Genomic DNA, 21,801 nt, shown 5'->3' with positions numbered 1-21,801 from the left:
GGCCAGGGCGGCGCGGGGGCGGGCGGGGCGTTCAGCGTCAATCTCGACCGGCTGACGGTGACGGAAGGGATATCGCTCACCGGCCTGTCGGGCGAGTTCCGCACCCGGGCGGGCGGGCTGGACGGCAGTTTCGTCGCCGCGGTGAACGGGATCGGCCGGGTCCGGGGCGCGACGGTGCCTTATAAGGGCGGCACCGCGGTGCGCATCACCTCGGACGATGCCGGGCGGGTGATGGCGGCGGCGGGGATCTTCGACAAGGGCCGCGGCGGCACGCTCGACATGACGATCCAGCCGCGCGACATTCCCGGCCAGTACAGTGGCATCGCCAGGGTCGACGGCTTTTCGGTCCAGAATGCGCCGGTGCTGGCCGAGCTTCTGTCGATCGCCTCGGTGGTGGGGCTGCTGGAGCAGCTCAACGGCAACGGCATCCAGTTCAACGAGGGTGACGTGAGCTTCCTGATCGTGCCGGACGGGGTGCAGATCGTCCAAGGCGCGGCGGTCGGCGCCTCGATGGGGATATCCTTCTCGGGCTTCTACCATAGCGCCAGCCAGGGCCTGGATATTCAGGGCACGATTTCCCCGATTTACCTGCTCAACGGGATCGGGCAGATCTTCACCCGCAAGGGCGAGGGGCTGTTCGGCTTCAACTACCGGCTGAGCGGCCCCGCCAAAAGCCCGCAGATCAGCGTGAATCCGCTGTCGATTCTGACCCCGGGCATGTTCCGGGACATCTTCCGCCGGCCCGCGCCGGTTCTGAGAGGGGCTGGCTGAATGCGGCTTTCCGATTTCGATTTCCACCTGCCCGAGGCGCTGATCGCCACGCGGCCCGCCCGCCCGCGCACCAGCGCCCGGCTGTTGCTGGCCGAGGGCGACGGCATCCGCGACCTTCACGTGCGCGATCTGACCGACCTGCTGCGCCCCGGCGATCTCATGGTCCTGAACAACACCAAAGTGATCCCGGCCCGGCTGACCGGCACCCGCGCCCGCGGCGAGGCGCTGGCGAAGATCGAGGTGACGCTGCTGGAGCCGCAGGCCAAAGGCGGCTGGAGGGCGCTGGCAAAGCCCCTGCGCAAGTTGAAGGAAGGCGAGGAGATCGTGTTCTCCGACCGGCTCTCGGCACTTGTGGCGGAAAAGGGGGAAACCGATCTGCGGCTGGAGTTCAGCCTGAGCGGCGAGGATTTCGACGCCGCGCTGAACGAGGCCGGCCAGATGCCGCTGCCGCCCTATATCGCCGCGAAGCGCCCGGCGGATGCGCAGGACGCCACCGATTACCAGACCGTCTTCGCCCGGCACTCGGGCGCGGTCGCCGCGCCCACCGCCAGCCTGCATTTCGATCAGGATCTGCTGGAGGCCCTGCGCGCGAAAGGCGTGAGTTTCACCGAAGTCACCCTGCATGTCGGCGCGGGCACCTTCCTGCCGGTCAAGGTCGAGGATGTGGCCAGCCACAAGATGCACGCCGAATGGGGGCAGGTCGGCGCCGGGGCCGCGCAGGCGATCCGCGAGACGAAACGGGCAGGGGGGCGGGTGATCCCGGTGGGCACCACCGCGCTGCGGCTGATCGAGACGGCGGCGCGCGAGACCGGCGAGATCGCGCCCTGGCAGGGCTGGACCGACATTTTCATCCGGCCAGGCTTTCCGTTCCGGGTGTCTGACGCGCTGATGACCAATTTCCATCTGCCGAAATCGACGCTTCTGATGCTTGTTTCGGCGCTTATGGGCAAAGACCGCATCGGGAAAATTTACGATCATGCCATCCGAAACGGCTATCGTTTCTTCTCCTACGGCGACTCGTCGCTGCTGATTCCCTAACCTGCCGAGCCTGTCATGCTGAGAGTTATCCTTTCCACCTGGCCCCTGCTTCTGGGCGTGCTGCTTCTGATGGTCGGCAACGGCGTCCAGGGCTCGCTTCTGGGGATCCGCGGCACGCTGGAGAGTTTCGGCACCTTCCAGCTTTCCATCGTGATGTCGGCCTATTTCCTCGGCTTCCTGCTGGGCTCGCGTTTCGCACCCGGGATGATCCAGCATGTCGGCCATATCCGGGTCTTCGCCGCGCTCGGCTCGCTGATCTCGGCGGTGCTGGTGCTTTATCCGATGCTGATCGACTGGCAGGCCTGGGCGCTGATGCGGATCATCATCGGCTTCGGCTTCGCGGGGATCTACATCACCGCGGAAAGCTGGCTCAACGACATCGCCACCAATGAGACCCGCGGCCAGGCGCTGTCGGCCTATATGATCGTGCAGATGCTGGGGATCGTGGCCAGCCAGGCGCTGCTCGCCTTCGGCGATCCGTTCGGATACGAGCTGTTCCTGATCCCGTCGGTGCTGGTTTCGCTGGCCTTCCTGCCGCTTCTGCTGGCCAGTTACCCCTCACCGAAGTTCGAGACCGGCGAGCGGCTCGGCTTTCGCGAGCTTTACCGGATCTCGCCTCTGGGCTGCGTCGGCATCTTCCTGATCGGGGGCGTGTTCTCGGCCATGTTCGGCATGGCGGCGGTCTGGGGCACGGTCAGTCTGCTGTCGATCCGGCAGATCGCGCTGTTCACCTCGGCGCTCTATATCGGCGGGCTGATCCTGCAATATCCGATCGGGAAACTGTCGGACCGGGTGGACCGCCGCAAGATCATCCTCTGGCTCTCGGTCGCGGCGGCGGCGGTCATGGCGGTGGCAACCACCTTCGCGCTGCCGTTCCCGCTGCTTCTGGTGGTGGCGGCGCTGCTTGGCGGCATCACCTATCCGGTCTACGGGCTGATCCTCGCCTATACCAACGACTACCTGTCGAAAGAGCAGATGGCGGCGGCCTCGGCGGGGCTTTTGTTCATCAACGGCATCGGCTCGATCTTCGGGCCGCTGATCACCGGCTGGCTGATGGGGGTGGTGGGGCCGCGCGGGTTCTTCCTGTTCGTCGGCGTGCTTTACGCGGCGCTGGCGGGCTATGCCGCCTGGCGGATGACGCGGCGGGCGACGCCCACGGTGACCGGCGCCTATGTCGGGCTGACGCCGACCGCCTCGCCGGTGGCCTCGGTCGCGGTGATCGAGAGCGCGCCCGAGATCAACCCCTCGCCGGAAAACACCGCTGCCGCGACCGAAGCGGCCGAGGCGCTGGTGATCCAGCATGTGCCGAAAGACCAGGCCCCCGCACCCGAGGACGGGCAGGAAAATCGCGACTGATCCTCGCCCGAAGGTTGCACCCCGCGCGCGGGCCTGCCAGTCTGGCCCGAAAGCGGAGGGCTGAGATGTCGGATCCTGTGGAAGTGCTGGATTTCTGGCTGGGTGAGATCGGCCCCGAAGGCTGGTATCTCGGCGGGCCCGAGATCGACGACGCCTGCGCCGCGCGCTTCGGCGAGTTGTGGCAGGCTTTGCATGACGGCGGGCTGGAACACTGGGTCGACGGCACGGTCGGCACGCTGGCCTATCTGGTGGTTGCGGATCAGTTCGCCCGCAACATCCACCGCGGCACCGCGCTGGCCTTTGCCACCGATGCCCGCGCCCGGGCGGCGGCGTGCCGCGCGCTGGACGAGGGCTGGGATCTGGGCGCCCCCGAACCCGAACGGCAGTTCTTCTACATGCCGTTCGAGCATTCCGAAGACCCCGCCGACCAGGCTCTGGCGGTGGAATTGTTCCGGGAGCGGATGCCGGAAAACCCCGAGAGCCTGCTGCATGCCCGCGCGCATCAGGACATCATCCGCCGCTTCGGCCGGTTTCCGTTCCGCAATACCGCTTTGGGGCGCGAAACCACGCCCGAAGAAGCCGAATTTCTTGCCGCTGGCGCCTATGCCTCGGCGGTGGAATCCCTGCGCGGCAGCCATGCGCCAGGCGCATAGGGGCCTGGCGCCAACTTTGTTGCTCGATTAAACGAGATTGTTTAAGGGTAAACCAGTTTTTCGACGGGAGGCGGAAATGGCAGATGGCTTCGATGTGATCGTGATCGGCGCGGGTCCGGGCGGCTATGTCGCCGCGATCCGGGCGGCTCAGCTCGGGCTGAACGTCGCGGTGGTCGAGCGCGAACACCTCGGCGGCATCTGCCTGAACTGGGGCTGCATCCCCACCAAGGCGCTCTTGCGCTCGGCCGAGGTATTCCACCTGATGCACCGCGCGAAGGAGTTCGGGCTGAAGGCGGAGGGGGTCGGCTACGACCTGCCGGCGGTGGTCGCCCGCTCGCGCGCGGTGGCGAAACAGCTGTCCGGCGGCATCGGCCATCTGATGAAGAAGAACAGGATCACCGTGGTGATGGGCACGGCGACGCTGCCCAAACCCGGCACCGTCGAGGTGAAGACCGACAAGGGCACCGAGACCCTGAGCGCGAAGCACATCATCCTCGCCACCGGCGCGCGGGCGCGCGAACTGCCGGGGCTGGAGGCGGACGGCGATCTGGTCTGGAGCTACAAACACGCCTTGGTGGCAAAGCGGATGCCGAAAAAGCTGCTGGTGATCGGCTCGGGCGCCATCGGCATCGAATTCGCGAGTTTCTTCAACACGCTTGGCTCTGATACGACCGTGGTCGAGGTGATGGAGCGCATCATGCCGGTGGAAGACGCGGAAATCTCAGCCTTCGCGAAGAAGCAATTCGTGAAACAGGGGATGAAGATCCTCGAAAAAGCGGCGGTGAAAAAACTCGACCGCAAGCCGGGGCAGGGCGTCACCGCCCATATCGAACAGGGCGGCAAGGTCACGACCCAGGACTTCGACACCGTGATCTCGGCCGTCGGCATCGTCGGTAATGTCGAGGGGCTCGGGCTGGAAGCGCTCGGCGTGAAGATCGACCGCACCCATGTGGTGACGGATGAGTTCTGCCGCACCGGCGTGCCGGGGTTTTATGCCATCGGCGACCTGGCCGGTGCGCCCTGGCTCGCCCACAAGGCCAGCCATGAGGGCGTGATGGTGTCTGAGCTGATCGCGGGCGGCCATCCGCACCCGATCAAACCGGGCTCGATCGCCGGCTGCACCTATTGCCACCCGCAGGTCGCCTCGGTCGGCCTGACCGAAGCGAAGGCGAAGGAGCAGGGCTATGAGGTGAAGGTCGGCCGCTTCCCCTTCATCGGCAACGGCAAGGCCATCGCGCTCGGCGAGTCCGAGGGTCTGGTGAAAACCGTGTTCGACGCAAAGACCGGCGAGCTTCTCGGCGCCCATATGGTCGGGGCCGAAGTGACCGAACTGATCCAGGGCTATGTGGTGGGGCGCCAGCTTGAGACCACCGAAGAGGATCTGATGAACACGGTCTTCCCGCATCCGACCCTGAGCGAAATGATGCACGAATCCGTGCTCGACGCTTACGGCCGCGCGATCCATATCTGAGGCGGTCCGCATGGCCTCGCTCAACCGGATCGTGATGCAGCAGGTCTCGAAGCAATGGATCGAGGATCTGGGACCTGCGAAGATGGACGCCGCCGAGATCTCGGGCAACTGGGGCGCGCGCTTTGGCTTCCGCACATTCCGCTCATTCCATTTCCCGGATCATGATCCCTGCGCCGGACCCTTCCGGGGCGAGGACGGCAAGGTGCTGAAATTCGATCTGATCCTCGCCAACCAGGTCTGGGAGCACATCGACCGCCCCTGGACGGCCACGAAGAACGTGTTCCGCATGCTCAAACCCGGCGGCCGCTTCTGGCTGGCGGTGCCGTTTTTCATTCCTTTTCACGCTGTTCCGGTCGATTGCTCGCGCTGGTCGGCGCGCGGCTTGCGCAATCTGCTGATCGAATCCGGCTTCGACGAAGAGGCGATCATGACCGGCCAGTGGGGCAACCGCGCCGCGGCGTTGCGCAATCTGGAGCACCCCTGGCCGCCCGGGGCGCTTCCCGGGGATGATCTGAAGAACGATCCCGAATTCCCGCTGGTGGCCTGGGCGATGGGGCAAAAGGCCTGAGCCCCGCCGCCCGTTTGCCGGCCTGCGCCTCCGGCGGGGGTATTTGGGTCAGGATGAAAGCCCATTTCATCCTGATATAAATACCCCCCGCGGAGCGGTCCGCGGTTTCCGAGGGGCGGCAGGGGTTGCAAATCCGGGAAGGCACGGCTATACGCGCGCCACTTCACAGGCGGATGCGGGCCGGACGGGGAGACATCCCGTTTCGGTCCACCGGTTGGGGCGCAGGCCCTGAGATCATCCGCCGAGGCGCAAACCGGAAAAGGATTTGGACATGGCGCTCCCCGATTTCTCGATGCGTCAGCTTCTTGAAGCTGGCGTTCACTACGGTCACCAGACCGCCCGCTGGAATCCCCGCATGGGCGAGTACATCTATGGCGACCGCAACGGCATCCATATTCTCGACCTGACGCAGACTGTTCCGCTGCTGGACCAGGCGCTGAAAGTCGTGCGCGACACCGTGGCCAAAGGCGGCCGCATCCTCTTCGTCGGCACCAAGCGCCAGGCCCAGAAGCCGATCGCAGAAGCCGCCGAGAAATGCGCGCAATATTACATGAACCACCGCTGGCTGGGCGGCACGCTCACCAACTGGAAGACGGTTTCGCAGTCGATCCAGCGCCTCAAGCAGATCGACGAGGTTCTGGCCGCGGGCGGCGAGGGGCTGACCAAGAAAGAGCGTCTGAACATGGAACGCGATCAGTCGAAGCTTCAGGCTTCGCTTGGCGGCATCCGTGAGATGGGCGGCGTGCCGGATCTTCTGTTCATCATCGATGTGGGCAAGGAAGATCTGGCGATCCAGGAAGCGCAGAAGCTGGGGATCCCGGTCGTGGCCGTGGTCGACACCAACTGCTCGCCCAAGGGCGTGAGCCATATCATCCCGGGTAACGACGACGCGGCCCGCGCCATCGCGCTGTATTGCGATCTGATCGCCCGTGCGGCGCTCGACGGCATGTCGGCGCAGCTCGGTGCTGCCGGCGTCGATCTCGGCGCGCTTGAAGCCGCGCCGGAAGAAGCCGCCGCCGAAGAGGCCTGAAATCCCGGGTGGCCGCGGAAGCGGCCCGTCCCGTCATGAAACCGTAGGCGCGGCGGGGACAGCCCCGCCGTGCCCCGTTTCCGAAGGAGCTGAATGATGAGCATCACCGCTGCAATGGTGAAGGAACTGCGCGAATCGACCGGCGCAGGCATGATGGATGCCAAGAAGGCGCTGACCGAGACCAATGGCGACATGGAAGCCGCCGTTGACTGGCTGCGCACCAAGGGCCTCGCGAAAGCCGCCAAGAAGGCCGACCGCGTGGCGGCCGAGGGGCTGATCGGCGTCGCGGTGCGCGACGGGCGCGGCGTGGCGGTCGAGATCAATTCGGAAACCGATTTCGTCGCCAAGAACGCCGATTTCCAGGCTCTGGTGCGCGAAGTGGCCAAAGTGGCGCTGCAAACCGGCGAGACGGTCGAGGTGGTCAAGGCCGCCGATCTGAACGGCCAGACCGTCGAGCAGGTGCTGACCGATGCCATCGCCCGCATCGGCGAGAACATGACCTTCCGCCGGCTGCATGTGCTGGAAGGCGACAGCGTGGTCTCTTACGTCCATAACGCTGCGGCCGAGGGCATGGGCAAGATCGGCGTGCTGGTCGCGCTGAAAGGCCCGGCCGCCAAAGCGCAGGAGATCGGCAAGCAATTCGCGATGCATATCGCCGCGACCAATCCGCTGTCGCTGTCCGAGGCGACGCTGGATCCGGCGGTGGTCGAGCGCGAATTGGCGGTGCAGACCGCCAAGGCGCTGGAAGAAAACGCTTCTTCCGCCAAGCCCAAGCCCGAGCAGGTGATCCACAATAATATCATCCCGGGCCGGATGAAGAAATTCCTCGCCGAGAACACGCTTCTGGGCCAGGCTTTCGTCATCAATCCCGATCTGACCGTCGAGGCCGCCGCGAAAGAGGCCGGCGTCGAGATCACCGGCTATGCCCGGGTGTCGGTCGGCGAAGGGATCGAGAAGAAAGAGGAAGATTTCGCCGCCGAAGTTGCGAAGACGCTCTCGGGCGCCTGATCTTTCTGTGACCACGAAAAATCGGGGCCGCGCCGTCAGGGTGCGGCCTTTTTCGTTGGGGATCTTTGCCGGGCAGAGGGGCAGGGTGCTCAGCTGGCGGCCTGGATTCGGTGTTCAGGAAACTGCTGGAAGATCATGTTGAGCAGTGCCCCCTTGGCGACGGCCTGGGCGGTGGTCTCGACCGCCAGCGCGTCCCGCGCCAGCCGCAGGTGCTTTTCCACCATCGCCGGCGAGACGCCCATCAGCAGCGCCACATCCTGGGTGGTCTTGCCATCGGCCACCCATTCCAGCGCCTCGCGCTGGCGCGGGCTGAGTGCGCGGGTTCTCGTGAGTTGCGGCAGTTGCACGATCCGCAGATGCATCATATGCGCGACGGCGATGATCTCGTCACGCCGGGCCGCGAAGATCCGCTCGACATCATCATGATCCGCGCTCAGGCCGAGCGCGCCTCTGGCCCGGCTCGACGCCTCGGGAAAGCTGATCGAGATCCCGGCGCGGAGATCCTCGTGGATTTCAGGCGCGTCGGCTGCCTTCCAGGCGCAGATCCCGGAGCCGCCCCAACGGAAGACCGGCATGCGGCCGGAAAGCCCGCTCTCGAACCAGCGTCTGGCCTGATCCGCGTCGCAGGTGCTGAGGAACAGGGCATCGTCGGGGTCGCCGATGGTCCTGAGATGGCGGAACCGGGTGAAGCCGTAATGCGCGCGGCCAAGCCCGAGCGTGGCGAAATGCGAGGTCGCGACGCTCCAGGTTTCGTCGATGCTCTGCGCGGCGGCGATCCGACCCAGAAGTTTCAGAACAGAGTGGCAGGTCATTTCAACCTCTTTACTGCTGCGGCCCGGCGCCGCCGGGATGTCTTTCTTTCCTATGCAGACGTGTTGAACCTGTCGAGCCTTGGCGCTCCGTATCAATAAATGTGACGGAAGTTGTCATCAGACGAAGCCGGAACACCAAGCTACACGCGGTGTTGTACTAAATATTACATAATACTGATTAAATTTCAACCACTTAGCAGACGTCACAACATATAGGGGAGGGGGAAACCCCGGGTCAAGAGAAAAGATTGACCACAAGAAGGGGCGTCACAGCCACCGCCCCTTAGACCCCGCCGAGAAAGAGAGAAACCACCCCAACAGGGGGGAGGAAGATCAACCCCCTTGCGCAGCGCCCCCATTCATGGGGGCTGCGCTAAGAGGCCTGCGGCCCAAGAAGCTGCCGCGCGCGCGCAGAGCGAACGGGAAGCCGTGCTAACGCGGCAGCGAGGGACCGAGGCAGGAGAGGGAGGGAAAAGAAGGAAACGTAGCCGTTCGCCTAGTTAGGCTCACGTGTCCACCGAAACCCCACGCGCAGAGCGCATGGGGCCCCTCGGTGGATCGCCTCCGGCTCTGCACCAGCAGAACAAATTAGTGCCGCTGGCACTGGTTGTGGCAGCGGCACCGAGAAGCGAAGCCGGTCTAGGCTTCATTTGCTGAGAACCAGCAAGCTGGTTAGGATTTCCTGTCACACCAAGGGACGAAGGGGCGGGAGCCGCCGCCCTTGGATTTGCTTGTCTCAGGCCGGGATTTGCAGGTCGTGCGATCCTCGGCCTTGAGGTTGGGGGTATGTTGCGGCTTAGCCGAACGGGCCATCCGGTTCATATTTGCAGACGTCCCAGACCCAGATTGGGTCACCATGGGGCCAGTCTGGCTCGTGCCAATATTCCGCCTCACGGCCCTTTCCGGCGACGACTTTATAGAGGCCTCGGGCAACAAGGCCCGCCTCATCAAGAAGTCCGAGGCAGCTTTCGCAACAGCACGGTTGATTACCGGCTCGTGCGGCCTTTGCAGCTGCAAGGGCTGCGGCTTCACGCGCGCGCTTTCGGGCGGCGCTGATGGGGCTTTCGTAGTCGTCATTTGCCGGGTTTTCTTCGGGCGGGATGATTTCGCCATTGAGTGTCTCCATGTCAGAAGGATTGTCAGCGCAGGAAGCCAGCAGGGTGGACCATTGCGGGGCATCGCGGCCCGTGGCCCAAAGACGGCGCGTGTTCAGCGCGCGGAGCCACCACAGCAGGCGGTTGCGCCATTGCCCATGGGGATGCCAATAGCCCTTGAAACCGGGGATTTTGATATTGAGGGAAGGAAGCACGGAGCCAGAGGCTTCCAAGACTTCCATTTTGCGCAAGAGAAACTCATGGCCGATTCCGGGCCGTTTGCTCATGCGGAAGAGACCAGTGGCGAAGTTTTCCGATTTGCTCTCGCGCATCGTGTCTTTCGACTTCTCGCCGGTAAACTGGTCTTTAAGAACATACGACACCACATAGGACACCCCGCCCTGATCCACGTCATGCAGGCAGACGTAGCCAATGGGATGGCCGTCAACGGACCAAAGGTCCCAATCCAAACGGATGTTAGAGCCACGAAAGGTAGAGATCATCTGGCGACGATCAGTGATCTGAACCTTTTCGCCCTGGCGTATTCCGAGGAACGCGCCGACCTCAGTAAGGTCGAAGTTGGAAAAGATGATCAGATGCCAATGGCAGCGGCCATTCTCATCGCCTTGCTCGCCAGCACAGAGAAACCGGACATAAGGCCGGTCGGGCAGGGGGGTGACGCCCGATTTCTTAAGGCGCTTCCAATCATCGGTGGCGCGCTTGCGCAGGCGTTTCATGAAGGCCATGACATCGCAATAGGCGAATAGGGCAGCCGCATCGCGGCTTGATTGCGTATCGTCAGAATAGGTCAGATCGACCCACATGGAATGCTGATGACAGGCCTTTTCGGCCATGATCCGGGCAATCCACTGGTGGCGGCGGTTGGCAATGCATTCATTGCAGCAACGACAGCCAAAGGTCTGGCCATCTCTCTCGATAGGGCGGGAACACATGCGGGGATCCTCAGGTGGTGTCGTTAAGTGCATACAGGAACAAGGGGTATGCACGGCCCCGCCCGTCAGGAGTGACGGGCGAGGCAGGGACTGTCAGAGCCAGTCCGAGGTTTTGACCTTGAAGCCGGGGCAAAGCCGGTTGGCATGGTCATTGTGGCCGGTGACGCGCTCGAGGCCGGAGACATAGCCGAGCTCGCGCCGAAGAGTCTGGCGCTGGACCGGGGTAAACCAGTCCTCGAACTCGCCAATGCGGGTGATCTCGCGGCTTTCGATCAGCAGAAAGCCAAGCGTCCCGGTATTGTGGCCCTGAACGTGCGCGCCGATCATGGAATAGGGCCTGCCGGAATAGAACGAGCCATCCGGCATCACGAGGCCGTGATAGCCGAAGCCGTTCGTGAAGCCGCGCTCATGGTGCCATCGGTTGATGGTCGAAAAGACCTGAAAGGGCCGCTGGCCCTTGAACTGTCCGGTCTTGATCGCGGCGCAATGGATCACCGCCTCGCGCACAGGGGCGCGAGCCTTGCCTTGATAGATCATGTTGATTTTCCTAGGTTTTTACTTCCTTGAAGTGCCCGCTTGCGGTCACCGTGTAGGAGCGGTTGAGGCCGACCCAGTTGTCGAACTGGGTCACATCGACCCGATAAGTCCGGGCCACGATACGCACGGCGATTTCCGCCGCGCGCTGCATGTCAGAGGGCAGGGGGCCAGTGGCCCCTTGCTCATAGATCACGAAACCATCCGTGAACTCGGCCAGTTCCCAGCGGGCAGGCCAGCCGTGTTTGACCAGCGCCTTCACCACAAGGGTGGCGAAGTAGTCCAGCGCGCCCCGATCCTTCGGGACGCGCCAGACGCGCTTGATATAGCGCCTACTCGACAACCGGCGCCTCTGCCTTCGCTTTGACAGCTTTGGGCTTCTCCGGGACAGGAGCGGGCGCAGGCTCGACAGCTTCAACCGGCTCAATGACCGGATCTGCCTCGCGCGTGGGAATGTGCTCGACAGACTGCATGGCAGCCATCCGGGCATCGAGGCGCTTGGACTGCATTTGCAGCTTGCGCAGCATGAGCCGGGTTTCGCCTTCCAGAGCCGACACCGGGGTCGGCTGGAAGTCGGGATTGGCCCCGCTTTCCACCGGATAGGGGGCCTGTCGACCATAGGCCGAGGGCGGATTGACCACGGCGACGCCGAGCACCTGGGGGGTGCACCCACAGATATTCAGATCGAGATAGGGGGCCGCATCGACGCGGCCCGGAGGGATGGCGACGGAGGCCATGAGTTCGCCCTCGTCGGAAACGAAGTCGATGCGGCCACCATCGACACTGAGAAAGACAGCCTTGCGGTTGATGCCGGTCATGATCATTCATCCTCACCAAAGATATTTTCGTCGTCGATGATCGCCAGTTCCTCGACCGGGGTCGGGCCGAGGATCATCGGGGTCCCAAAGACCAGATTGGACGTGACGACATAGGTGCAGACCTCGGCCTGTTGATCGGCAAAGGGATAGTGATCGAGGTTCTCCGGATAGAGGATGTTATCCGGCGTGACCGACATGGGGATTTCCAGCTGCCAGACCGCCGTCTTGTTCTCGACCGTCTCCGGGTCAAGCTGGCGGCTGAGGCCGTAGGAAACATAGGTGGCCTTGAGGGCGTTATAGCCCGTGTAAAGCGCCACGGTGCTTTCATCACCGGCAGCGGCGTTGGAGTTGAGTTCACGGACCCGAACGGGGACCGGATCGAGGGCGAGTTCGTCAGCAACGTAATTGTCGACACCCCAGTTGTCCGAGAGGAACGGGTGCGGTTGCGCCGCAAGCGTCTCATCGGGCTTGAGCGTGGCGAAGGTGATCACGATGCCGCCGAGTTCGGTCTTGGGGACCGGGACGGCGAATTGCATCGACAGCGCCATGTCGGAGCGGCGCACCGCATCGGAAACGCCGGTGGTGTCGAGCGCGCCCACGATGTTGCGGCCGAACTGCTGGCGTTGCTCAGAAATGACCACCGGCATCTTGCCGGGATCGACGGACATGCCATGCGCATAGCGCACGGCCATTTCTTCGCCATACTCGGGGTTTTCGTCGACGAGACGCCGCAAGGTCCGGACAAGGCCGTCTTTCTTTTCGGCGTTGTAAAGATCGGTCAAACTCATGCCACCGGCAGCGACACCGGAAAATCTGGCGAAAATATCGGGATGCGCATGCGCCCCGATATACTTTTGCTTGATAACGACATTGCCCGATGCCGAAGTGTCTTGCTTCTGACCAACGCCCATGACGGTGCCGTCAGATTGGCGGAAATTGCCGGTGGTGGTCGGATAGGTCGCGGAATCCTTAACACCGATACCAACGACCGGAAGATCGACCGTGGGCAATTCAAGCTGCACCTGCCCATTGATCCTGTCGTCGGGATCGAGGACGCCGTTCAGCTGTTCCAGAACGGTGCGCGAGATCAGGGCAGGGGTGATTGCCGTGGAACTCGCCAGCAGCTTGGTCGCCTTGACGTATTTCCGGGCGCGCAGGAAGTTCACGGCGGCATTGTGCGCAAGGCGCACCGCTTCCGAGACGCGCTTTTGCCCGGCGATGGAACGCGGATTGACGCCGCAGCGTTTGGAGATCTCCGTTTCGGCTTCCAGCCCGAACAGCGGATTGCCGGTCAGGAGTTTTTCGCGCACGACTTCCGTCAGACCGGCATAGTCGCCATCGGGATTTTTCAGGGCGTCCATGGCCTGGACCGGGACAAAGACCGCAATGAGTTCGCCATACATGGGCGTGATCATGCGGCCCGCAATCGGGTCCAGTTCGAGCGTGATGGATTGCGAGAGCATGCCGCCTTCGGAAGGACGGACGGCGGTTGCCATCACAGGGGCGAGTTTGCCGCCACGGAACCGGCCAACAAGGGTCCGGCTTTCGCGCCGCGTGTTGCGGGCATTCTGATAGGTCGTCACTTGACGTTCCTTTTCGGCTTGATTTTGATGATGAATTTTTTCGCGGCCAGCTTCATAGCCGCCCGACGTTCAGCGCATTTGCGACAGGGCTTGCGCATCAGTAAAAATCCGAAGGCCGGTCAAGTCTGGCAATCGGTTTCTTTTTGGGCTTTGGCCGAGGACGCTTGCCGAGCAAGGAACCATCAACCCATTGACCACCATTGCGTTGGTATTGGTCAATAAGGCCGTCTTTCCATGCCTGATTTGACCGATCCCGCAACCAGAGATCGAAGTTATAAGCCGCATCACGAGCAGCTTTTACAGGCGCGTAAAGATTGGAACCAATCTCCGCATACTCTTCCTCGATAACGGAAGAAGGAGACCAGCCGGGAGTCGGCTCGATGTAACGACCAGCACCAAACCAACCCGTCCCTTGATCGAGACGGGGATCAGGAACCGGGACGCCTACGCCAGAAGGGCCATCGCCAGAAAGAACATCAGGAACGCCAGAGCCGTCCCGATGAGAAGATATGCCAGCGCGTCCATTTCCGCCCCCGTTGAACGAAGGCAACTTAGGCGACATTTCGCGCCGCGCATAGACCCCACCGACCACAGGCCGGAGGGTTTGGTGGTCAAGACGCTCTTGCAGCTTCACAATGCGCTCTTGCGCCTGCTGTAGCTTCTGAGCGTCCTGCCGCTTGGCGAGACGATCCGCTAGGATCATGCCCGCATCAGCGATGGCCTGACCCATGGGATTACTCATCACCTGACCTTGCAAAGGCGACGACACGCCGAGCAGAGTCAGAGGATTGAAACCGAATTCCTCGGAGGCCTCACGAGCCCCAAGAGCCGACCCACGCAAAGCGCGGGCGGTGTCAATCATGGGATCGGTTTTCTTGGATTTACCGAAGATACCCCCAAGGAGGGAAGCACCGGCACCGATGAGTGTAGCGGGATCCATCAGGACGCCTTGACTTTGGACAGCGCGCGAAGATCGCGGCGCACGTCTTTGTAATCCTTGCCATACAGTTCGGAGACGAGGAAAACGCAGACAAAATACGCATCGCGCAGGTTGGGATGTTGATCGATCTCGACCAGACGCCGCAGCGCGTCACCATACGGGGCCAGCATCAGACCAGACCCGAACAGAAGGCGCTCATGTGAAGCGGCCAGATCATGGCCAGAGCGCCACCAGCGGCGGAAAGCACCGGGATCAACATCTTGCGAAGCAGACCCAGAAGCAGAACAGTCAAGGAACTCATGTTTTTCCTCATGTTTTCAATGTGTTGCCATGCTAAATGATTATTACATAATACTGATTATGCGAAAAACATGCGCTTAACCCTTTGATCCGAAAGGATTTGTGCATGAAAAGCCTGTATCCCCTTTCTCTTGCGGTTGTACGTAAGATGTTGATCCCGGCGCTTTCCGCGGCTGGTGGCGCTCTGGCCATGATCTGGCCGCTTCACATGAGCGCCTTCTGTTCGGGTCTGGTCTGATGCTGGCCCCGTATGGTGACGCGCTGCGGCGTCTGGTCGAGATCGACCAACATCCCAGGATGCGCGATGCGTATTTTGTCTGCGTTTTCCTCGTCTCCGAACTGTATGGCAAGGATTACAATGATGTGCGCCGCGATCTTCGCGCGCTGTCTAAAGTCAGGGTGTCCTGATGAGCCTTCTTGGGGCTCTTCCAGGTATCGGCAGTGTCCTTGGCGGTCTTGGCAGCCTGTTCGGCGGGCGACGTCGCTCCGATCCAATGATCGATACCGCCCGCGCTCTGCGCGGGCAGGCTCTTGGCGCTCGTGAGGCTGCTGCCGAACATGGCTTCAACCCGTTGACGCTTCTTGGCGTCTCTAGCCCTATGGCCGCTCAAGGCGGCGGTGGGGCTGCGCCTCTCGCTTCGATTGATCTGATAACGGGCGGTCTGCGCGATATCTCGGACGTGGTGTCCGGTGATGCTGATCGCCGTCGCGCTGCGGATCAACTTAAACTCGATATGGCCCGTTTGGAGTTTGATCAACTCCGCTCGGGCGTTGTCGCTGCCGCCCCTTCGGCGGCTGCGGCTGTTGGCGACGGCCTCCCGGCTCTCGGTCGCCATTCCAATTCTGTGCGTGGCTCGATGGCGGGTTCTGTTCCGCTGTCCTTTGGAATGGCTCCTGCCCCTCTTTCTCCTGAACGGGAAAAGTCTGTTGATCCTGTCAAAAATACACCGGGATTTTTTGAGGTTGAAAACTCGTTGACTGGTGGCCCTGTAGTTCTTCCCGGCAATGACGGTGAAGTAATGGGAATTGATGAGGGTCTTATGGCTACCGTCGTCGGTTTGCCGCAGGTCGTTTCGAATTGGTCTGTTCGGGGGCCGGCGAATGATGCTCGTGAAGAGTTCATTCTTAAATATGGTGTTTCGCCGCGCGAATATTATTTCGGCGGCGGAAAAGGCAAGCCCTTTAAACCGAGTAAATCGGAAAAGTGGCGCAATAAATTCAATGAGTCAATGCGAAAGGGCCATTAAATGGCACGTCAATCGACCACCCCCGTTCAATTCAACCGCTCGATCCGCAAGGATACGGCGGTTACCATGACGTCCAGCCGCGCTGGCGTCGTCGCTCCTGTCGCCTATTTTCCCTTGCTGCCGGGCGATAGCGCCTCGGGCCGCGTCGGTGTCGACGTGCAACTTAAGGAAATGCCCAAGCCGCTCCTGAATGGCGTTTTCGCCAATTTTCAGGCGTGGTTCGTTCCGAAATCGGCATTTCCGAAGTTCTCGGGCCGGGATGAACTGATGCATTCCATGACCGGCGCGGCGATTAAATCGCTCGGTGCCGCTGATCGCACTCCGCCGACCTATTTTACCAAAGTCGTTTCTGGCGGTGGCCTCGGAAATGTCCTCAGTTCGCCGCTTTATAAGGTGCTTGGTCTGCATGGGAATCCAACTGAGGCGGTCAATACCGATCTGATTGATGCTTTCAATCTGATCTATAATTTTCGCCTTGCCGCGCATTCCTCGCGCCTGCCTCGGCGCAAATATGCGGTTGAGGATCTGAATGCGTCGACCACCCTGCCCCCGGCCTTCTGGCCTTCGTCGCGGTTTTCCCGTGTCGTTCCTGATTATGAACGCGCGCTGATCGTCGGTTCGCTCGATCTCGATGTTGCTGCCGGGCGTCTGCCCGTCTCTGGTATCGGCAAGGCGAATGCTGTTTGGGATACCAATAACCAGTCCGTCCGGGAAACTGGCGGCAAGGTCGCGACCTATGCAAAGCATATGGCTGTCGACAGCGGCACGGCGAATGCTACCTTTCGTGTTCTCGGCTCGTCGGACAACTTCCCCGAGATCTACGCCGAAATGGCTGGTCAATCGCTGTCGGTCACTCTGGCGGATATCGACAAGGCCCGCACCACTCAGGCCTTCGCCAAGCTGCGCACCGCCTATGCGGGCAATGACGCTACCGGTTTCGACAATGACGATACTATCGTCGCCCTGCTCATGCAGGGCATTTCCGTGCCGCCCGATCAATTCAAGCGCCCATGGTTGCTGGATAGTAAGCGTGTGTCGGTCGGCTTTGCCGAGCGGTTCGCTACCGACGCTGCCAATCTCGATGCGTCTGTCACTCTCGGGCGAGCCTCGGCCAGTCTCTCGCTCAACGTTCCGATTCAGGATGTGGGCGGCGTTGTGATCGTCACGGTTGAAGTGCTGCCCGAGCGTATTGATGAACGCATGTCGGATGAGTGGCTGCATTGCACGGAATTTGATCACCTTCCGAATGCCCTGCGCGATGTGCAGCGTGTTGAACCTGTCGATATGGTGTTGAATCGTCGTGTAGACAGTAAGCATTCGTCCCCGAATGGTCTCTACGGCTTTGAGCCGATGAACGACAAGTGGAACCGTGATTTCACTCGCCTTGGCGGCGATTTCTATATGTCCACCCCCGGTGGTGGATGGACGGAAAACCGCTCCAATATCTGGCAGACTGATATCGTCAATCCGAGTTTCTCGGATACGCATTATCTGGCGCCCTCGCCCTTCCCTCATGACGTTTTCGCCGATCACAACGCTGATGCGTTTGAAGTCGTCTGTCGGCATGCTGTTTCGATCTCGGGCCTGACCCAGATCGGCGACGTTCTGGCGGAAAACAATGATGATTATGACGCTGTGCAGGAAGCTGGTGTCTGATCGCTGACGGCCGCTTTGCGGCCGTCTTTTTCGTTTCTCTTCAATGGAGTGCCACCCGTGAAATTTGATCCCTTTAGCTGGAATGAGGTCAAGACCAATGAAAAAATCTCCATCAAGAAAGGCTGGCTGCGGCTGCGGCTCTCGGCCCCCTGCCCGCTCTACGTCGAAGCCGAAGGCTGTGAAGCGCTCGTCGGCGTCGAAACCTCCTTCGATGTCGAGCTCTCGGAAGCGGTGAGTTTCTGTGTTGCCGCTCCGAAGGGCGTTCGGGCATTTCTCCATGTTCCGCCCGGAACCGTTTTTGAGCCTCAGGGTGAGGTCTACACCAATATCGATCGCATGCCCGATGAGAGCGGCAATGTCTTGGAAGTGCGCCGCGCCATGCGGCAGCTTGAATTGGAGCGCCGCGCTATGCTGCGTTCCATCCGGGCTGAGCGTGATGCCAGCCTTGCCGCTCTGCGGGATGCTGATCGCCGGGAGCCGGCGACAGAGGTCGTCCAGGCTGATCCGCCCGCTGATACTGAGGTGGTGGAATGAAGCCGGGACAGGTCCTTACTAGATGGTGGCAGGATTATGTGGCGGGGCGTCTCAGGACGCCCCAAAGCCTCGTCGCTGCCTCCAGGGCGGAAAATCCTGATACCGCCCAAGCCTATCTGCGCTGGCTCGATCTGCCCACGGATGATGAGTGGCAGGCTCCCCAGCGTCTCAAGGCCCCCGGCTTCATCGATACGGCCTCCTATGTCCGACAGTCCGAAAGGGCTGACTGGCAGCACTGTGATCCTCGTCTGATGCGGTGGGCCGCGCTCGTGGTCAAACTGGCCCGCAAGCGCGGTATCCCGCTCTATGTGCACTGTGCGTTCCGTGGTGAGGCTGAGCAGGCCAAGGTTAAGGCCTCTGGCAACAGTAAGGCCTCCTATCCCCGTTCCGCTCACAACATCGGTGAGGCGGTGGATATCGTCCACGGGGTCTATCATTGGCAACTGACGCGGCAGGAGTGGCAACTCCTGCATGTCCTTGGCCTGCTGGCGCTGGAACGGATCAATGCCACTCTCAGGAAGGATGACAAGCTGCACCTGACTTGGGGCGGTGAGTTCAAGAGCCTCTATGACCCTGCGCATTGGGAAATCACCGGCTATCGCAGCCGCCTTCGGCGGCTTCCCGAAGGTGAGCCCGTGCGCTACACTCCCTCGGCCATTCTTGAGAGGGTCCGATTGTGAAAACGCTTGCGAAGGTGTTGCTCTGGCTTCTGCTTTTTCTGATGCTCTTTGCAATCTTCGCATATTGGCAGGCGTTTTTCCTCGCCTGAGCGGGCCTTAAGGCCCGCTCTCTCTGGCATTCTGTCCAGCATTCGCATTTGCGAACGCCGCTCCTGAGCGGTGCTTTGTGCTGGGCTGTGAATGCCTCGCGCGCGCGGTTTTTAATGAAAAACCGCGCGCGCGTATGGGTTAGCTAGATCAGTATACCCTTTTAGTGACTAGCCAAGGATGGGGCCGAAAATGTGTATCTCTCCAAACAATGTTTGGGTTCTTCGCGGACCGAAATGGGAACAACAGCCCGTGGCATGTCGCCAATGCTGGCGCTGCCGTCAAAATCGGGTGAATGATTATGTCGCGAGGGCAATGGCTGAGGCTTCCGTGTCGGAAGTCTGCTGCACGGTCACTCTGACCTATGCCCCTCGCGATGATCTGGCAGATAAAATTCTGCATCCTCGTCATTTCCAGCTTTTTATGAAGATGCTCCGCAATGCTGGTCACAAAGTTAGGTATCTCGTTTGCGGTGAGTATGGCGATATTCGCGCTCGTGCGCATTTTCACGCCCTTTTATTCTTCACCGATCTGCGCCCGCTCGATGGTGCAATGCCGTGTTATATTGCGGATTATCCGCCCGGCACATTGCCCGAGAATTGGGGCGCTTTCTGTCGCGAGATACCGCAAAAGCGAATGGTTCACATTCGCGAATGGCCTCATGGCCATATTACGGTCGATTGGAGCGCCAGCGAAAAATCGGCCCGTTATGTCTGCAAGTATCTTCTTGCATCTGACAAGAACAATGCTTGGTTCTCTCTGAGCAAAAAACCCGCCCTTGGTGCGGAGTGGTTTGCTCGTAAGGCGGCTAAGGCCCGTGAATTGGGCGTCTTGCCGTCCTCCTTTGAATATCTTCCGCCCGGTGGCTCTAAAGACCGGCCTTATCTCATGACCGGCGCAACCCGGCGGGATTACCTCAATGCCATTACGACTAATTCTGCGGATATACCGCGCATGTCAGAATGGGTTCAAAAAACATTCGAGAAGTGCGACAAACGTCGCCGTTTGGAAATATTAGAGGCTTTGCCTGTTGAATTGAGTGATAAGGCTCTCATGGATGATTTCGATCTCCGCTCTGATCAACATGCTATTAAGATGGCTGGTGAAGAATTTCGCCGACGAATGTTTCTTGAAGATTTGCTTGCCGCCTCTCCTTCGGGTATCCTTCGGTTCTATCGTGGCAAATGGATGCCAGATCATGTCGTAGATTTTTGGAAGCGAAGGGATAAGGAAGATGAGGAAGCGGGCAAAACCTCAAGTTTATGGGAAGTCAGAATTGAAACTGACGACCCAAAAGACTGTGTCGAATGGATTACCGGCACGGTCTACATTCCGCGTGGCAAAGGCTCTCGAAAAAATTAAAGAGAGCCTGCCGGATACAGTCTATCAAGGCAGGGATAAGCCTCGGTTGGCTCATTTGCCCGATGCCCCTGCCCCTCTTTCTTCCCCGGCTTCGGCTGCGAAATCCCCCAGGGCGAAACTTCGCCCTGTCGATGACCGCAAGCCGCTAGATATGAAGCCTCTGACTGAGGGCTGCAAAAAGCGCCCGTCCTCAAACCGCGGTTCCGGTGGCTCCCGGTCCTTCGTTCCGTGGTGTGACCGCAAGTCATGATGCTTAAGGTGCTTGCACCTTCTAAGCAATGAAGCCTAGACCGGCTTCGCTTCTCGGTGCCGCTGCCACAGCCAGTGCCAGCGGCACTAATTTGTTCTGCTGGTGCAGAGCCGTAGGCGATTGACCGAGGGGCCCCATGCGCTTGCGCGTGGGGTTTCGGTCAACACGTGAGCCGAACTAGGCGAACGGCTACGTTTCCTTCTTTTCCCTCCCTCTCCTGCCTCGGCCCCTCGCTGCCGCGTTAGCACGGTTTCCCGTTCGCTTTGCGCGCGCGCGGCAGCTTCTTGGGCCGCAGGCCTCTTAGTGCAGCCCCCATGAATGGGGGCGCTGCGCAAGGGGGTTGATTCTTCTCCATTCTGAAATGAGGGCATTTTTGTGTGCGCCTTTGGCGGATCGTTAGCGGAAACGCTGCGCCCTTCCCTCGTTTTTCCTCTTGACAATATCTTGTGTCTTTGTGAAATTGCTAAGTGCATGTTTTTGCTTGCAAAATACTGATTATGCGATTATGCGAAAACTGTTAGGCGGTGGTTGAACGGCCACATGAAAATCCACCCAGATAACGTCCATTATGGCCCCCTTTTTGACCATTCTACACGCATAAAATGTCCATCGAATTTCAGAAGTTCGTAAATATCATTTAATAACAGCACTTTATACTTTGTTGCGCGACGCACTCACCGAAGCGTCCATGTCCTCCCGCAAGCCACGCCGCTGGTGTTGACGGACGACAAACCCTCCGCACATGATCACCTTATGTTCCGGTTTGGCTCGCTATCTGGCGCACTCGATCAGCAACGAAACCGCCCCTGGTCGGCGCGCGAAATACCGCCCCCGGCCAGGCCCGCAGAGGTGACAAGGATGTCTACACACAAAATGTCCATCAACGGGCTCAGGCTTTCGATCCGCCCGCGGGCTTAGCGATCCCGCCGGGCCGCCGGCTCACAGATCAATTCCATTCGGCGCGGCTTTTTTGAGCTATTCGGATTGATGCCGGACTTGTCCCTTTCCCAGATATTTTCAGCGCATGCGGACGGTCTCTGGCGTCCCGAGTGATGT

The 21,801-nt window shown here is 60.8% G+C and carries 23 protein-coding genes and 1 pseudogene; 15 read left to right on the top strand and 9 right to left on the bottom strand.

Annotated features, from left to right (window positions below):
• From XINFAN_RS21825 to tsf, 8 genes and pseudogenes are all read left to right on the top strand, one after another.
• A pseudogene (locus XINFAN_RS21825) lies at nt 1–771 on the top strand (AsmA-like C-terminal region-containing protein); the annotation flags it as partial.
• The gene (gene queA / locus XINFAN_RS16205) at nt 772–1,809 is read left to right on the top strand and encodes a tRNA preQ1(34) S-adenosylmethionine ribosyltransferase-isomerase QueA (protein WP_124087912.1); all 1,038 of its coding nucleotides are present in this window, start codon (nt 772–774) and stop codon (nt 1,807–1,809) included.
• A gap of 15 nt (nt 1,810–1,824) precedes the next feature.
• Nucleotides 1,825–3,165 (top strand): MFS transporter, encoded by a 1,341-nt coding sequence (locus XINFAN_RS16200; protein ID WP_124087911.1) that lies wholly within the window; start codon nt 1,825–1,827, stop codon nt 3,163–3,165.
• Nucleotides 3,166–3,230: 65 nt separating this feature from the next.
• The gene (locus XINFAN_RS16195) at nt 3,231–3,818 is read left to right on the top strand and encodes a DUF924 family protein (protein ID WP_124087910.1); all 588 of its coding nucleotides are present in this window, start codon (nt 3,231–3,233) and stop codon (nt 3,816–3,818) included.
• Nucleotides 3,819–3,894: 76 nt separating this feature from the next.
• Nucleotides 3,895–5,289 carry a dihydrolipoyl dehydrogenase gene (gene lpdA / locus XINFAN_RS16190; RefSeq protein WP_124087909.1) on the top strand — a complete coding sequence of 465 codons (1,395 nt, stop codon included), beginning with the start codon at nt 3,895–3,897 and terminating at the stop codon, nt 5,287–5,289.
• Nucleotides 5,290–5,299: 10 nt separating this feature from the next.
• Entirely contained in the window at nt 5,300–5,857 is a 558-nt protein-coding gene (locus XINFAN_RS16185; RefSeq protein WP_124087908.1) for a class I SAM-dependent methyltransferase, read from the top strand.
• Nucleotides 5,858–6,128: 271 nt separating this feature from the next.
• A complete protein-coding gene (gene rpsB / locus XINFAN_RS16180) occupies nt 6,129–6,887 on the top strand; it encodes a 30S ribosomal protein S2 (RefSeq protein WP_199286444.1) in 759 nt (252 codons plus the stop codon).
• Nucleotides 6,888–6,983: 96 nt separating this feature from the next.
• Nucleotides 6,984–7,895 carry a translation elongation factor Ts gene (tsf, locus tag XINFAN_RS16175; protein ID WP_124087906.1) on the top strand — a complete coding sequence of 304 codons (912 nt, stop codon included), beginning with the start codon at nt 6,984–6,986 and terminating at the stop codon, nt 7,893–7,895.
• Nucleotides 7,896–7,984: 89 nt separating this feature from the next.
• Here tsf and XINFAN_RS16170 read toward each other — a convergent pair whose 3' ends face one another.
• The 9 genes from XINFAN_RS16170 to XINFAN_RS22420 form a co-directional block, all read right to left on the bottom strand.
• The gene (locus XINFAN_RS16170; protein ID WP_124087905.1) at nt 7,985–8,707 is read right to left on the bottom strand and encodes a helix-turn-helix transcriptional regulator; all 723 of its coding nucleotides are present in this window, start codon (nt 8,705–8,707) and stop codon (nt 7,985–7,987) included.
• A 796-nt stretch (nt 8,708–9,503) separates the two neighbouring features.
• Nucleotides 9,504–10,655 carry a rolling circle replication-associated protein gene (locus XINFAN_RS16165; protein ID WP_124087904.1) on the bottom strand — a complete coding sequence of 384 codons (1,152 nt, stop codon included), beginning with the start codon at nt 10,653–10,655 and terminating at the stop codon, nt 9,504–9,506.
• 192 nt (nt 10,656–10,847) lie between these two features.
• Nucleotides 10,848–11,291, bottom strand: coding sequence for an N-acetylmuramoyl-L-alanine amidase (locus XINFAN_RS16160; protein ID WP_124087903.1), 444 nt, complete (start codon nt 11,289–11,291; stop codon nt 10,848–10,850).
• Between the two features lie 10 nt (nt 11,292–11,301).
• Nucleotides 11,302–11,631 carry a hypothetical protein gene (locus XINFAN_RS16155; RefSeq protein WP_124087902.1) on the bottom strand — a complete coding sequence of 110 codons (330 nt, stop codon included), beginning with the start codon at nt 11,629–11,631 and terminating at the stop codon, nt 11,302–11,304.
• A complete protein-coding gene (locus tag XINFAN_RS16150; protein ID WP_124087901.1) occupies nt 11,621–12,106 on the bottom strand; it encodes a hypothetical protein in 486 nt (161 codons plus the stop codon). The genes XINFAN_RS16155 and XINFAN_RS16150 overlap by 11 nt, the downstream gene beginning before the upstream one ends.
• A gap of 2 nt (nt 12,107–12,108) precedes the next feature.
• Complete coding sequence (locus XINFAN_RS16145; RefSeq protein ID WP_124087900.1) at nt 12,109–13,689, bottom strand: hypothetical protein; 1,581 nt, start codon at nt 13,687–13,689, stop codon at nt 12,109–12,111.
• A 97-nt stretch (nt 13,690–13,786) separates the two neighbouring features.
• Nucleotides 13,787–14,629 (bottom strand): hypothetical protein, encoded by an 843-nt coding sequence (locus XINFAN_RS16140; protein ID WP_124087899.1) that lies wholly within the window; start codon nt 14,627–14,629, stop codon nt 13,787–13,789.
• Entirely contained in the window at nt 14,629–14,799 is a 171-nt protein-coding gene (locus tag XINFAN_RS21820; protein ID WP_160144645.1) for a hypothetical protein, read from the bottom strand. The genes XINFAN_RS16140 and XINFAN_RS21820 overlap by 1 nt, the downstream gene beginning before the upstream one ends.
• Nucleotides 14,799–14,930 (bottom strand): hypothetical protein, encoded by a 132-nt coding sequence (locus XINFAN_RS22420; protein WP_267898359.1) that lies wholly within the window; start codon nt 14,928–14,930, stop codon nt 14,799–14,801. Before XINFAN_RS22420 ends, XINFAN_RS21820 begins: the two co-directional genes overlap by 1 nt.
• Nucleotides 14,931–15,035: 105 nt before the next feature.
• Here XINFAN_RS22420 and XINFAN_RS22415 point away from each other — a divergent pair, with 105 nt between their 5' ends.
• The 7 genes from XINFAN_RS22415 to XINFAN_RS16115 all read left to right on the top strand — a co-directional run bounded on the left by XINFAN_RS22415 (nt 15,036) and on the right by XINFAN_RS16115 (nt 20,495).
• Nucleotides 15,036–15,167: a hypothetical protein gene (locus tag XINFAN_RS22415; protein WP_267898358.1), complete on the top strand. Its 132-nt coding sequence runs from the start codon at nt 15,036–15,038 to the stop codon at nt 15,165–15,167.
• On the top strand, nt 15,167–15,337 hold the full coding sequence (locus XINFAN_RS21815) for a hypothetical protein (RefSeq protein WP_160144644.1): 171 nt from the start codon (nt 15,167–15,169) through the stop codon (nt 15,335–15,337). Before XINFAN_RS22415 ends, XINFAN_RS21815 begins: the two co-directional genes overlap by 1 nt.
• Nucleotides 15,337–16,176, top strand: coding sequence for a hypothetical protein (locus tag XINFAN_RS16135; protein ID WP_124087898.1), 840 nt, complete (start codon nt 15,337–15,339; stop codon nt 16,174–16,176). Before XINFAN_RS21815 ends, XINFAN_RS16135 begins: the two co-directional genes overlap by 1 nt.
• Nucleotides 16,177–17,832 carry a hypothetical protein gene (locus XINFAN_RS16130; RefSeq protein ID WP_124087897.1) on the top strand — a complete coding sequence of 552 codons (1,656 nt, stop codon included), beginning with the start codon at nt 16,177–16,179 and terminating at the stop codon, nt 17,830–17,832. It begins immediately after the preceding gene.
• A gap of 57 nt (nt 17,833–17,889) precedes the next feature.
• Nucleotides 17,890–18,366 carry a hypothetical protein gene (locus tag XINFAN_RS16125; protein WP_124087896.1) on the top strand — a complete coding sequence of 159 codons (477 nt, stop codon included), beginning with the start codon at nt 17,890–17,892 and terminating at the stop codon, nt 18,364–18,366.
• Complete coding sequence (locus XINFAN_RS16120; protein WP_124087895.1) at nt 18,363–19,046, top strand: M15 family metallopeptidase; 684 nt, start codon at nt 18,363–18,365, stop codon at nt 19,044–19,046. The genes XINFAN_RS16125 and XINFAN_RS16120 overlap by 4 nt, the downstream gene beginning before the upstream one ends.
• Before the next feature lie 402 nt (nt 19,047–19,448).
• Nucleotides 19,449–20,495, top strand: a complete 1,047-nt coding sequence (locus XINFAN_RS16115; protein WP_124087894.1) for a rolling circle replication-associated protein — start codon at nt 19,449–19,451, stop codon at nt 20,493–20,495.
• Nucleotides 20,496–21,801 lie beyond the last annotated feature (1,306 nt).

The sequence above is a fragment of the Pseudogemmobacter humi genome (assembly GCF_900609055.1).
Classification (GTDB): domain Bacteria; phylum Pseudomonadota; class Alphaproteobacteria; order Rhodobacterales; family Rhodobacteraceae; genus Pseudogemmobacter; species Pseudogemmobacter humi.
This window is presented reverse-complemented; position numbering and strand designations above follow the sequence as displayed.

Bases quoted from the DNA above. Each gene is read 5' to 3' on its own strand.
- XINFAN_RS16140 (WP_124087899.1), bottom strand. From the start codon at position 14,629: ATGGATCCCGCTACACTCATCGGTGCCGGTGCTTCCCTCCTTGGGGGT.
- XINFAN_RS16170 (WP_124087905.1), bottom strand. From the start codon at position 8,707: ATGACCTGCCACTCTGTTCTGAAACTTCTGGGTCGGATCGCCGCCGCG.
- XINFAN_RS16120 (WP_124087895.1), top strand. From the start codon at position 18,363: ATGAAGCCGGGACAGGTCCTTACTAGATGGTGGCAGGATTATGTGGCG.
- XINFAN_RS16115 (WP_124087894.1), top strand. From the start codon at position 19,449: ATGGCTGAGGCTTCCGTGTCGGAAGTCTGCTGCACGGTCACTCTGACC.
- XINFAN_RS16165 (WP_124087904.1), bottom strand. From the start codon at position 10,655: ATGGCCGAAAAGGCCTGTCATCAGCATTCCATGTGGGTCGATCTGACC.
- XINFAN_RS16160 (WP_124087903.1), bottom strand. From the start codon at position 11,291: ATGATCTATCAAGGCAAGGCTCGCGCCCCTGTGCGCGAGGCGGTGATC.
- XINFAN_RS16185 (WP_124087908.1), top strand. From the start codon at position 5,300: ATGGCCTCGCTCAACCGGATCGTGATGCAGCAGGTCTCGAAGCAATGG.
- XINFAN_RS16130 (WP_124087897.1), top strand. From the start codon at position 16,177: ATGGCACGTCAATCGACCACCCCCGTTCAATTCAACCGCTCGATCCGC.
- XINFAN_RS16150 (WP_124087901.1), bottom strand. From the start codon at position 12,106: ATGACCGGCATCAACCGCAAGGCTGTCTTTCTCAGTGTCGATGGTGGC.
- tsf (WP_124087906.1), top strand. From the start codon at position 6,984: ATGAGCATCACCGCTGCAATGGTGAAGGAACTGCGCGAATCGACCGGC.
- XINFAN_RS16135 (WP_124087898.1), top strand. From the start codon at position 15,337: ATGAGCCTTCTTGGGGCTCTTCCAGGTATCGGCAGTGTCCTTGGCGGT.
- XINFAN_RS16200 (WP_124087911.1), top strand. From the start codon at position 1,825: ATGCTGAGAGTTATCCTTTCCACCTGGCCCCTGCTTCTGGGCGTGCTG.
- rpsB (WP_199286444.1), top strand. From the start codon at position 6,129: ATGGCGCTCCCCGATTTCTCGATGCGTCAGCTTCTTGAAGCTGGCGTT.
- XINFAN_RS22415 (WP_267898358.1), top strand. From the start codon at position 15,036: ATGAAAAGCCTGTATCCCCTTTCTCTTGCGGTTGTACGTAAGATGTTG.
- XINFAN_RS16195 (WP_124087910.1), top strand. From the start codon at position 3,231: ATGTCGGATCCTGTGGAAGTGCTGGATTTCTGGCTGGGTGAGATCGGC.
- XINFAN_RS21815 (WP_160144644.1), top strand. From the start codon at position 15,167: ATGCTGGCCCCGTATGGTGACGCGCTGCGGCGTCTGGTCGAGATCGAC.
- XINFAN_RS21820 (WP_160144645.1), bottom strand. From the start codon at position 14,799: ATGCTGGCCCCGTATGGTGACGCGCTGCGGCGTCTGGTCGAGATCGAT.
- XINFAN_RS22420 (WP_267898359.1), bottom strand. From the start codon at position 14,930: ATGAGTTCCTTGACTGTTCTGCTTCTGGGTCTGCTTCGCAAGATGTTG.
- queA (WP_124087912.1), top strand. From the start codon at position 772: ATGCGGCTTTCCGATTTCGATTTCCACCTGCCCGAGGCGCTGATCGCC.
- lpdA (WP_124087909.1), top strand. From the start codon at position 3,895: ATGGCAGATGGCTTCGATGTGATCGTGATCGGCGCGGGTCCGGGCGGC.